Source organism: Mycolicibacter nonchromogenicus, assembly GCF_002101775.1.
Taxonomy (GTDB): Bacteria; Actinomycetota; Actinomycetes; order Mycobacteriales; family Mycobacteriaceae; genus Mycobacterium; species Mycobacterium nonchromogenicum.
This window is the reverse complement of the sequence record NZ_LQPI01000014.1, coordinates 1-12,576: the sequence shown is the minus strand read 5'-3', so window position 1 is coordinate 12,576 and position 12,576 is coordinate 1. Positions and strand designations below refer to the sequence as shown.

1 protein-coding gene and 1 pseudogene are annotated in these 12,576 nt (G+C 71.2%); one reads left to right on the top strand and one right to left on the bottom strand.

Going from position 1 to position 12,576, the window contains the following annotated elements; all coding sequences use genetic code 11:
* A pseudogene (locus AWC18_RS22150) lies at positions 1 to 339 on the bottom strand (hypothetical protein); the annotation flags it as partial.
* Positions 340 to 369: 30 nt separating this feature from the next.
* Between AWC18_RS22150 and AWC18_RS22145 the strand changes: the two are divergent.
* Positions 370 to 11,124 carry a beta strand repeat-containing protein gene (locus tag AWC18_RS22145; protein ID WP_208858299.1) on the top strand — a complete coding sequence of 3,585 codons (10,755 nt, stop codon included), beginning with the start codon at positions 370 to 372 and terminating at the stop codon, positions 11,122 to 11,124.
* Positions 11,125 to 12,576: the final 1,452 nt, after the last annotated feature.

Sequence of the window (12,576 nt, the reverse complement as noted above, 5' to 3'; positions counted from 1 at the left end):
GGTCTCGGGGGTTCGGGGTCGGTGGCGGGCCTGCAGGGTCTCGGTGGTGCCGGTGGTGCCGGTGGATCCGGCGGCAACGGCGGTGCCGGCGCAGATGGTGCTGACGGCACCGCTGTTCACGTGGATGGTCAGGCCGGTGGCGCTGGTGGTGCCGGTGGTAACGCCGGTGCCGGTGGTGCCGGTGGGGTGGGCCGCACCGGTGCGGCAGCTATCGGGGCTAACGGTGTTGCCGGTGTCGGTGGCGCCGGTGGCGCCGGTGGTGCGGGCCTGGCTGGGGTTGATTCGCACACTGCGGGTCAATCCGGTGGCAATGGTGGTGCTGGTGGCGCCGGTGGTCACGGTGGCCAGGGTGGCCTGAACGTTGGTGGCGTGCGGGCCGCTGACGGTGCTGGTGGTGCTGGTGGCGACGGCGGTAAGGGTGGTGCCGGCTTTGACGCGGTGGCCGAGAATGCCGGCCCCGGTGTGTCGGGTACCGATGGTGGCCGCGGTGGCGATGGTGGTGCCGGTGGTAGCGGTGCCGTAGCGGGCCAGCATGGCGTCGGTGGTGTCGGTGGTGACGGTGGTTCGGGCACGGATGGCGCTGATGGTGCCGCCGGTACCGCCGGTACCGCCGTGGACCGCACCGGTGGCAATGGTGGCAATGGTGGCGATGGAGGTAACGCCGGTGCTGGTGGCGCGGGTGGTTCCTCGGGTGGCGGCAACTTCGCGGCCTCGGGCAGCAATGGTTCGGCCGGTAAGGGCGGCAACGGTGGTGCCGGTGGTGACGGCTATGACGCGGCCGCCGATGCCGCCGCGGCGGCCGGTACTTCCGGTGGCAATGGTGGTGCCGGTGGTAACGCTGGCCTGGGTGGTGTGGAAGTCGGTGGCGGGCGTGCCGACGACGGTGTCGCCGGTGTCGGCGGCAACGGTGGCCACGGTAAGGACGGCGCGGCTGGTGCGGACTCGCACACGGCTGGGGTTGCCGGGGGTCACGGCGGTAAGGGTGGTGCCGGCGGTAACGGTGGTGCGGGTGGTCTTGAAGCTGACGGTGTCACGTATGCGAACCAGGGCAATGGTGGTGATGGTGGTGCCGGCGGTCAGGGTGGTGCCGGCTTTGACGCGGTGCTTGAGGGCGCTGCGGCCGGGACGTCGGGCACCAATGGTGGTGTCGGTGGTGACGGTGGCGCTGGTGGTGCGGGCACGGTCGCTGGTCTGCACGGTGTCGGTGGTGTCGGTGGTAACGGTGGTTCGGGTACCGATGGTGCTCACGGCGCCAACGGTGGTACCGGCACGGCCGAGGACCGCACCGGTGGTGCTGGTGGTCACGGTGGCAATGGTGGTAACGCCGGTGCCGGTGGCGCGGGTGGTTCCTCGGGTGGCGGCAACTTCGCGGCCTCGGGCAGCAATGGTTCGGCCGGTAAGGGCGGCAACGGTGGTGCCGGTGGTGACGGCTATGACGCGGCCGCCGATGCCGCTGCGGCGGCCGGTACTTCCGGTGGCAATGGTGGTGTCGGTGGTAACGCTGGCCTGGGTGGTGTGGAAGTCGGTGGCGGGCGTGCCGACGACGGTGTCGCCGGTGTCGGCGGCAACGGTGGCCACGGTAAGGACGGCGCGGCTGGTGCGGACTCGCACACGGCTGGGGTTGCCGGGGGTAACGGTGGCGCCGGTGGTGCCGGTGGTAACGGTGGTGCGGGTGGTCTTGAAGCTGACGGTGTCACGCACGCGAACCAGGGCAATGGTGGTGATGGTGGTGCCGGCGGCCAGGGTGGTGCTGGTTATGAGGGCTTGTCGGCTGTGGACCCGGGTGGTAACGGGGAGAGCGGCAGCAATGGTGGTGCTGGTGGTGCTGGTGGTGTTGGTGGCACCGGCTTCGTCGGTGGTGCCGGCGGCAAGGGTGGTAACGCCGGTAATGGTGGTAACGGTGGTGATGGTGCTACCGGTGCGGCGGGTTCGTTCGCTAATGGGGGCAGTGGCATCGGGCAGGCCGGTGGCTCTGGTGGCAATGGTGGTACCGGTGGTGATGGCGGCACCGGCGGTGCTGGTGGTGTGTCGACCGGTGGTGGCCCTGATGGCCTCGCCGGTGTCGGCGGTAACGCCGGTGATGGTGGTGATGCGGGCACTGCTGGTGATGGTGGTCGGGGTGCGGATGGCACTGCGGATCATGTTGATGGTGGTGCTGGCGGCGCTGGTGGTGAGGTCGGTGCGGCGGGTAAGGCCGGTACGGCGGGCACGGGTTCGGCCAATGGTGGTGCCGGTACTGATGGTGCGGAGATCACCGGGATAGCCGGTAACGGCGGCGACGGCGGTGATGGTCACAACGGGGTTAATGCCGGGGATCGTGGCGGCAATGGTGGTGCCGGTGGTGCTGGTGGTAGCCGCGGCAGCGGTGGCCAGGGCGGCAATGGTGGTGATGGTGTCGCGGGTGCGCATGGTGAGGACATCGGCAATGTCAACGACCCGGCGCAGGGTCTTCCGGCCAGTGATGCCGGGCGTGCCGGCGGGGCCGGGCAGGCTGGTGGTGCGGGCGGCAATGGTGGCGCCGGTGGTGCCAGTGGTGCGTTGGCCGGTAACGCCGGCAGCGGTGGCCAGGGCGGCAATGGTGCTGCTGGTGGTGATGGTGGTCAGGGTGGTCAGGGCGCTGACCACGCGGTGGGGGCGCTGTACCCGACGGCCAACATCAACGGTGGTGCCGGTGGTGAAGGTGGTGCTGGTGGCGCCGGCGGTAACGGGGGCGCTGCCGGTGTTCTGAACAACGGCACCGGTGCGGCCGGGGTCCAAGGTGATGCCGGTACGGCCGGTGACGGTGGTAACGGTGGCGATGGTGGCCGGGGCGGTACCGGTGGCGATCAGGGCGGCGCTGATGGTGTCGGTGGCATCGGTGGCAACGCCGGACATGGTGGTGCTGGTGGTGCCGGTGGCTCGGGTCGTATCGCCACCGATGGCGGCAACGGCGGCAATGGTGGCATCGGTGGTGCCGGTGGCCGTGGTGGTTCGGGTAACTACGCCGGTGGTTTGGACGGGCTGTCAGCTGGTGAGGCCGGTGCCGGTGGTAACGGTGGCGCCGGGGGCGCCGGGGGTGTGGGCACCAACGCCACCAACGGTGGTTCCGGTGGCAATGGTGGTACCGGTGGTGAGGGTGGCACCGGTGGTGTCGGCAAGTGGGGTTACGGCGGCAACGGTGGTGCGGCCACTGATGGTGGTGTTGGTGGCAACGCCGGTGCTGGTGGTGTCGGCAACAACGGCGGCATCGACGGGGCCAACGGCGTCGGTGGCGATGGTGGCCTGGGTGGCCGCGGTGGCCAGGGCGCGGCCAACAACCAGGTCGATGGTGACGGCAACGGCTTGGCCGGCGGTAAGGGCGGCACGGGCGGCAAGGGTGGTGCCGGTGGTGAAGGCATCGACGGTGTCGGTGGCGGTAACGGTGGCCGTGGTGGCCAGGGTGGTCAGGGTGGCAGCGGCGCGACCGGTAACAGCGCGGCGGCCGGCAGTGGCCTTGACGGTGGTGACGGTGGTGCTGGTGGCGCCGGTGGTGACGCCGGTCTGGGTGGTGCCGGCACTGACGGCGGCAGCAACGGCAACCTGGGCACCGGTGGCTGGGGCGGCAACGGTGGCGCCGGCGGCAATGGTGGTACCGCCACCGCGGGTAGTGGCAAGGCCGGTGGTAGTGGCGGTGATGGTGGTGCCGGTGGTAACGCCGGTGCGGGCACCAATGAGTACGCCACGATCGATGACTACAACCCGGGTAAGGCCGGCAACGGCGGTGCCGGGGGTAACGGCGCCAACGGCTACAACGGTGTCGGCGGGGGTGCTGGAGCCAACGGCACGTCCGGGGGCGATGGCGGTAACGCCGGTTCCGGCGGTAAGGGTGGTTCTGGTGTCATCGGCGGCAACGGTGGTAACGCCGGCAAGGCCGGCACCGGCGGCAACGGCGGCAACGGGGGCAACGCCACCGCGGGCAGCGGTGGCAACGGTGGCAACGGTGGCAACGCCGGTGCCGGTGGCGCTGGCGGCAATGGTGGTAACGGCGGTGATGGATCTGCGGTCAACGGCAACGGCGGCAACGCCAGCAACGGTGGCAACGCCGGCACCGCCGGCAACGGCGGCAACGGTGCCGGCGGTGGCGGTGGTGACGACGCCGGCAAGGGAGGCACGGGTGGTAACGGTGCCAACGGTGGTGCCGCTGGTACGGCCGGTCTGGCCGGAGCCGGTGCGGGCACACCCGGTAACAACGGCAACGCTGGCGTCGACGGTACTGACAGTGCTGGTGGCAAGGGTGGCGCCGGTGGCGATGGGTCCGGGTTCGTCGGTGTCAGCACCGTGGCGCAGAACGGTGGCACGGGCGGTAACGGTGGCGCCGGTGGTGCGCATGCCGACGGTGGCGTGGGTGGTGCCGGCGGTAAGGGCGCAACCGGTGCGGCGGGCCAGAGCGGCGTAGGCGCGGGCGCGTCGGCGACGACTAACGGCGGCGCCGGCGGCAACGGTGGCGCTGGTGGTGTCGGTGGTGCTGGTGGTGCGGTGTCAGGCGTCAGCGGCAACGGTGGTGCTGGTGGGCAGGGCGGCACCGGTGGTGAGGGCGGCAGTGGCGTCGACGGTGCCGCGGGTACGGACAACTCCGGCAACACCGGCGTGGCCGGCGGCAACGGGGGTAAGGGCGGTAATGCGACCGATGGTGGCGCCGGCGGTAAGGGTGGTGCCGGTGGTGCCGCAGGTGTTGCCGGCGGTGGCGGTGTGGGTCAGCACGGCCTGGGCGGCAACGGTGGTGACGGTGGTGCGGGCGGCAACGCCGGCAACGGTGGTCGCGGTGGTGACGGTGGCGACGGCAATGCCGCGTTGAGCATTGAGGCTGGTAAGGGCGGCAACGGCGGAACCGGTGGCCTGGTCGGCAAGGGCGGTACCGGTGGTGCCGGTGGCGACAACGGCGACAGCACCACCGCTGCGGCCGGTGTGCGGGGCGCGGTCGGCCAGGGTGGCGACGGCGGTAACGGCGGTGACGGTGGTGACGGTGTCGGCCAGTACATCGACGGCTCTGGTCAGGCCGGTGCCGGCGGTGGTAACGGTGGCAACGCCGGTACCGGCAGCTACGACGGCTTGTTGGGTGCGGGCAATGGTGGTGCCGGTGGTAAGGGTGGTGCCGGTTCGGACGGGGCGGACAACGCCTTCGGCAATGGTGGCAACGGTGGTGCCGGCGGTGCCGGCGGTAATGGCGGGCAGGGTGGTGCCCAGAACGGTCACGGTGGCAACACCACCGGCCGGGGCGGTGCCGGTGGTGAAGGTGGCGCCGGCGGCAAGGGCGGTGCGGCGACCGGCGCCGTCGGTGACGGTGGCACCGGTGGTGACGGTGGCAAGGGTGGTACCGGTGGATGGGCCGGCGACAACCACAACACCGGCCACACCTACAACGGCTATGACTTCACGTTGGCCGGAGGGACTGCCGGCGACGGTGGTAACGGCGGACAGGCCGGCGCCGGGGGTACGTCGAACGCCGGTACGGGAGGTACCGGTGGCCAGGGTGGTCTGGGCGGTGACGGTGGTCGTGGCGGTTGGGGTTCGGACCTCGGCGCTGACGGTGGTGCCGGCGGTGCGGCCGGTAACGGTGGTAACGGCGGTACTGGCGGCAGCGGCGTCTTCGGTGGCACCGGTGGCGCCGCCGGTGACGGTGGTATCGGTGGTCACGGTGGTCACGGCGGTTACGGCGAGGGCACGACTCCCGGTGACGCCGGCGCTGCGGGTGTTGGCGGTAATGGTGGTACCGGCGGTAAGGGTGGTGCCGGCGCCGATGAGACCAGTGGTGGTGCCGGTGGTGCCGGTGGCAACGGTGGCGAAGGCGGCGAAGGCGGCACCGGGGGCGACGGAGCCGCCGGCAGCGGTATGGACGGTGGTGCGGCCTCCGACGGTGCGACGGGCGGCAACGCGGGCGCTGGCGGGGCCGGTGTGGGCGGCGGCGCAGACGGTGACAATGGCCGCGGCGGCGACGGCGGCTTAGGCGGTCGCGGTGGCAAGGGCGGCTCAGGCGCCAACGGCACCGTGTCGAACCCCGACGGCGGCGCTGCTGGCGCCGGCGGCGCGGGCGGCAACGGTGGTGCCGGGGGTCAGGGCATCAACGGGGTCGGCGGCGGCAACGGTGGCCGCGGCGGTCAGGGTGGCCAGGCCGCCAACGGTGGAACCGGCTTCAACGCCCTGGCAGGCAGCGGCCTCGACGGCGGCAACGGTGGCGCCGGTGGTAACGGTGGTGGGGGTGGCCAAGGCGGTAAAGGCACCGATGGTGGCCAGGACGGCAACCTGGGGACCGGTGGTTGGGCCGGCAGTGGTGGTCAGGGCGGTAGCGGCGCCGCCGGCACCGCTAGCGCGAACGCCGGTAACGGCGGCAAGGGTGGTGCTGGCGGTAACGGTGGCTACGGCAGCAACTACTGGGCCACGCCGGACGACTACCACCCCGGCCAGGCCGGTAACGGCGGTGCCGGTGGCGCCGGCGGTGCCCAGGGCGGCAGCAGCAGCGCTGCCGGTAACGGTGGCGATGGTGGTGCCGGTGGTAACGCGACGGGCGGTATAGCGGGTAACGGCGGTGCCGGTGGTGCCGGCGGCGCCGGTACCACCCAGGCTGGCGGTAACGGCGGTACGGGTGGTGACGGCGGCGACGCTGGGGTGGCTCCCACCTCACCGGCGCCCGGCGAGAACGGGATCGCTGGCGGCAATGGCGGTGCCGGTGGTAAGGGCGGCGACGGCGTTGGCGGCGGCGCAGGTGGCGCGGGTGGCAATGGCGGTAATGGCAGCGACGGTGGCGTCGGCATCGACGCGACTACGTCGGGCGCCGACGGCGGCAGCGGTGGCAATGCCGGCGCCGGCGGTAACGGTGGTGCCGGCGGCAAGGGCGGTGCGGGCCTGCTCGGCAGTGCCGGTGGCGACGGCGGCAACGGCGGTAACGGTGGCGACGCCGGAAAGGCCGGCGATGGCGGTGACGGTGCCGACGGCGGCAGCGGCTTGTTGGCCGGCAAGGGCGGCAACGGCGGCAACGGCGCCAACGGCGGGACTGGCGGCGCGGCCGGTAGCGGCGGCACCGGCGGTACCGCGGGCAGCAGTGGGGCAGCCGGAGCTTCCGGCGCCAGCAGCAACGGCGGCAATGGCGGTGACGGCGGTGATGCCGCGGGCCTGGTGAGCGGATCGGTCCCGCAGTCCGGTGGCACCGGCGGCAACGGTGGCAACGGCGGCGTAGGGGCCAAGGGCGGCAGCGGTGGTGCCGGTGGCGTGGGCGCATCGGTCGGTGCCGGTGCGGTCGGCGGCGACGGCGGTGTCGGCGGTGTGGGCTACGTCGGTGCCGGCATCGGCTACGGCGGCGGTGGCGGTGGCGGTGGCGGTGGCGCCTACGTCGCCGGCAGCGGCACCGGAGTCACTGCGACCGGCGGTAAGGGTGGCGACGGCGCAAACGGCACAGCGAGCGGCGTGGGCGCTGCCGGCAAGACCGGTGGCATCGCCGAGATCATCATCGACGGCAATGCGTCCAACGTGACGATCACCGGCGGAAACAGCTCCGCGGGCTTCGCCGGTGGCGCGGCGACGGTCACCGTCGATGCCAGCAGCTCCATCACCGACAGCTCGGTCACTGGCGGTGACGCCGGCACCGGTGGGGCTGGCGGCGACGCCTCCCTGATCGCCACCAACGGCGGCGCCCTGTCCGGTGCCCAGGCCACGGGTGGCAACGGCAGTGACAGCGCGGCCGGCGGTGCGGCCCTGATCAAGGCCGACGGTGCGGGCAGCAGCGTCACCAACGCGGAGGCCACCGGCGGTACTGCCGGCACCGGTGACGCCAACGGTGGCACCGGCGGCAAGGGCGGCAACGCGAGCATCACGGCCACCAACGGTGGCGACGTGACCGACAGCACCGCCACCGGCGGCGACGGCGGGGCTGGCAGCAACAGCGGCAACGGCGGTGCGGGCGGTACGGGCAGGGTCGCCGCCGACGGCGCCGGAAGCACGGCCAGCGGAGACGCCACCGGAGGTGATGGCGGGAACGCCGACGGCACCAACAGCAAGGGCGGCGCCGGTTCGGACTCCGACGTCACCGCGGCGCTGGGCGGCACTGTCAGCGCAGCCTCTGCCACCGGCGGCTCCGGCGGCAACGCCTCCGCGGGCGGCAAGGGCGGCGCCGGCGGTTACTCCGCCGTGACCGCCGGCGTGGAAGGTGGCACCGGGGGCACCGCCTCCGGCGACGGCAAGGGTGGTAACGGCGGCGACGCCGACGGCGTCGGCAGCGTCGGCGGCAAGGGCGGCAGCGGCAACATTCAGGGCGGCTTCGTCCGCACGGTTATCGGGGGCAACGACGGTTCGGCGAGTGGCTTCGGTTACGGCGGCAACGGTGGTGACGCCACCGGCGGCGGCAAGGGCGGCGACGGCGGCATCGGCAGTGTGGTCGCCGGTGGAACCGGTGCCGTGGCCACCGGCAGTGGCATCGGCGGCGACGGTGGTGCCGGTCTGTTGGGTGGCATTGGCGGTAACGGCAGTTCCGGTCAGATTGCGGCCTTTGCCGCCGGAGCGCATGCCAGTGGTACGGCGACCAGCGGTAGCGGCGGTGATGGCACCGGGGTGGGCAGTGTCGGCGGTGACGGCACCATCGGCAACATCCAGGCCTGGGGTGTCAACAGCAACGCCTCCGGCACGGCGACCGGCGGTAACGGCGGTGATGCCACCAATGGCGGCCATGGCGGAACGGGTGGTCAGGGCCGGATCGCGGCATATGGGACCGGAAGCATCGCCATAGGCAGCAGCGCCACCGCCGGTGACGGCGCCGACCGCGACGTCGCGGGCCCCACGGGCGGTCTCGGCGGCCAGGCGTACGTGTGGGCGGGCACCCAGTACGTCCCGGGCAGCGGCGGCTACATCTCCGGCGGCACCGCGGTCGGCGGCGACGCCGTCGGCACCGTCGGCGGCGGCATCGGCAAGGTCGAGGCGATCCTCGGGACGATCACCGACAGCAAGGCCATCGGCACCGACAGCGGCGGCGCCGCCTTGGGCGGCTACGCCACGGTGTCCGCCACCAACGGTGGTGTCATCTCCGACAGCGACGCGATCGCGGGTGGCAATAGCGGCGGTAACGCCACGCTTACGGTCGACGGCTTGAGCAGCACCATCGCGGGCAGCACCGTCACCGGTGGTGACGCGGGAGCGGGCACCAACGGCGGCGCCGGCGGTGCGGCCGCCCTGACCGTGAGCGGTGGCGGCAGCGTCAACGACGTGCACCTGACCGGTGGTGACGGCGGTGCCGGCGGTGCCGCCGGCACCAACGGTGGCGTCGGCGGCAGCGGCGGCACGGGAGCCGGCGTGAGCCTCACGGTGGGTGCGGGCACCGCATACCAACAAGTCAACCTGCTCGGTGGTGACGGCGGTAAGGGTGGTGCCGGTGGCAACGGCGTCAACGGCGGTATCGGTGGAAGTGGCGGGGCGGCCACCATCAGCGGTGGTATCACCTCGAAGGGCACGGTCACCGGCGGCGATGGCGGTGACGGTGGTGCCGGTGGCAGCTTTGCCGGTGGCAAGGGTGGCAATGGTGGTGCGGCGAGCATCTCCACCAGCACTGGTGGCACCGTGTCGGCGAACAGCTCCGCCACCGGCGGTACCGGTGGTGATGGTGGTGCCGGCTCGGGTATCGGTGCCGGCGGTAACGGTGGTGCCGGTGGTTCGGCGACGGTGTCGGCGACGGCCGGCGGTGCGATCGGCGACGGTCATGTGCTCGGCGGCGATGGTCTTAACGGAGGCCTCAACGGTGTCAATGGCGGCAACGGAGCCAACAACTCCCTGGTCGTCAGTGGGGCGGGGTCGGAGCTGATCAACACCACGATCACCAGTGGGCAGAACAGTGCGAACTTCGCTGGTGGTGCGGCCACGGTCATCCTGGGTGCGGGCAGCACGATTGAGAACAGTTCGGTCACCGGTGGTGACGCGGGTGCTGGTGGTGCTGGTGGGGCGGCGTCGTTGACCGCGACCGGCGGCGGCATCATTTCCGGCAGTCACGCGATCGGCGGTAAGGGCAGTGACAGTGCGGCCGGTGGGGCGGCGAGCATCACCGCGACCGGCGCGGACAGCAAGGTCACCGACTCCACGGCCACCGGCGGCGATGCCGGTACCGGGACCGCCGGTGGCACCGGTGGTGTCGGTGGCGCGGCAGAGATCTACGCCGTTGACGGGGCAGAGGTCACCGACACCGACGCCTACGGGGGCCTAGGCGGTAACGGTACCAACGGTGGCGCGGGTGGGGCCGGCGGCATCGGTACCGTTTTCGCGACCGGTGCTGACAGCACGATCACCGGGGACGCTTTCGGCGGTGACGGCGGGCTCGGCGACGCCGGGATCGGCGGTAACGGCGGCAGCGGCATCTTGCTGGTCGATGTCGCCGGCGGTTCGGTGGGCGGCGGAGGGGTGGCCATCGCCTACGGTGGCGACGGCGGCACTGGATCCAACGGGGGCATCGGCGGGAACGGGTCATGGGGCGAGTTGGAGTCCAACGGTCCCGGCGGCGACTCCTATGGCATCTCGACCGGCGGTAACGGCGGTAACGCCGTCGGGCTGGGCAGCGTCGGTGGTAACGGTGGAAGCTCCGACATCCAGAGCTCGAAGACCACTTTCTTCTTCGGCAACCCGACTGCCGGCGGCGACGGCGGGACGGCCCACGGTGTCTCGACCGGTGGAGACGGCGGTGCAGCGAGCAGCGGTGGTCACGGCGGCAATGGCGGTAAGGCCAGTATCGCCGCCGGCGGGGCGAACGCCGAGGCCAGCGGCACGGCCAACGGCGGCGACGGCGGTGCCGGATCCAACGGCGGCATCGGCGGCAACGCCGGATCCGCCCGGGTCAACGCGCTGGGAGAAAACGCCAGCGCCACCGACGGCACTGCCACCGGTGGTGACGGCGGCGTTGGCAACAGTGGCAATGGCGGCGCCGGTGCCGACGGCAACATTGCGGCGGGCCTGGACAACAGCGGCACACCGGCTGACCATCCGTCGGCCAACGGCGCCACCGCCACAGGCGGCAACGGTGGCAACGGCACTCTGCCCGCGCACACCGGCGGCGGCGGTGCCGAAGGCAACGTCTACGCCGTGAACGCGCAGAACAAGGACGGACAATCGGCCACCGGCGCCAACGGTCCCAACAACCCGTAGCTGCTCGCTAGAACCCCACGGTGTGTTGGGGTGACGGCGGTGGCCGGTGGCAACGGCGGTTCTGCGGATGCGGCCGGTGCTGTGGGCGGCAACGGCGGGGGCGCAAAACTCGACGGCGGATCGCTTGGTCCAGGGTCCGCCGGTCTGGCTCACGGCGCGGTCACCGGTGGTGATGGCGGCGCCGCGAGCGGCCTGAATTCGGTCGGCGGCAAGGGCGGCGGCACCCACATGGCAGCCGGCGGTTCAGGCGCGGAGGTCAGGGTCGGTCACCGGCGGCAACGGGATCGGGATCGGTGGCGACGGTGGGTTCATCCAGCTGTTGGTACAGAATTTTGCCAATGACCCCGGTGGCAGCTCCTGGACCGACGGGAGCGTGCAGGCAGGCAATGGTGGTAACGGCACGGGTGTCAACAACATGGTCTCTTGTCGCCGGCTGCCGGCGGATGGGCTGAGTACCCATCGGATCCAACGAGCACACCACCAACCAGAACATCATCCTTCCGAACGGCGAGAACAAGCCGTAGTCGCCGCCCCGCGACAACCCCGGGTGTGCGGGGGCGTCGGTGGGGTGCCTGCAACTCCTTGGATGTCAGCGCCTAGCTGGTATCGGACCCACAGCAACATCCTGGCGGTCTCATTCGGCTTTCGGGGCGGGTTGCCCCGACGTCCTCAGCGAGCAATTTTGTCGTCGGCGGCAGTAGCGGCACCTAACTCGGGCCAGACCAGCAGGATGCGGGCGGTGCCTGGCGTCAGGTCGTAGAGGTGCGATCAACTGGCGGCTTTCTCCTATAGGGGCCCAGCGGGTCAGTCAGTGCGTGCCGCTCGGCCGCCGCGTTCGGAGCGCGAAGCGGCAAACGTTGAGGACGCGACCGCGTCGGTCGCTGGAGGCTCGACGTGCGGCCCTCAGCAAAACCGGCCAGTCTCTCAGGCGCATAGATCGTCCACATATCTATCGTCTTATTCCGCTCAGACGGTTTGTAATCCGACATTCATGGCCGCCTGGTTGCATTGGTGGGCTATATGCCCTGCAACACGCATGTAGACCTCTATATAGGAATCAACTCCACGAAGAGGATAAGTGGACTTATGTTATCCACTCCAGGGTAGTTACCTAGCTCTCACCGCCATAAAGGTTGACTAGAGATCACATATCGGTACCCTAGGCCTTGCCGAAGAGGCCTTAAGCCGATGCTGTGGAACTAAGGGGTTCGTCTTGTCTCGTAACCGTCGCAATGGTGTCCGTCGTCGTAACCGGTTCTTCGGTGCTTCGTCGGCTGTGAGTGCGTTTCTGGCGTTTGGGTTGGGGCCGTGGTCGGGGGCGCCGTCGGCGAACGCCGACTTCGAGGACTTCTTGGTGGACCTGTTCGGCGACACCCTGGGTGGGGCGGTTGCGGATCTGGGGGCAAATTGGGGGGATCAGGCTGCCTGGTCGGTGCTGTTGGACTCGTCGAG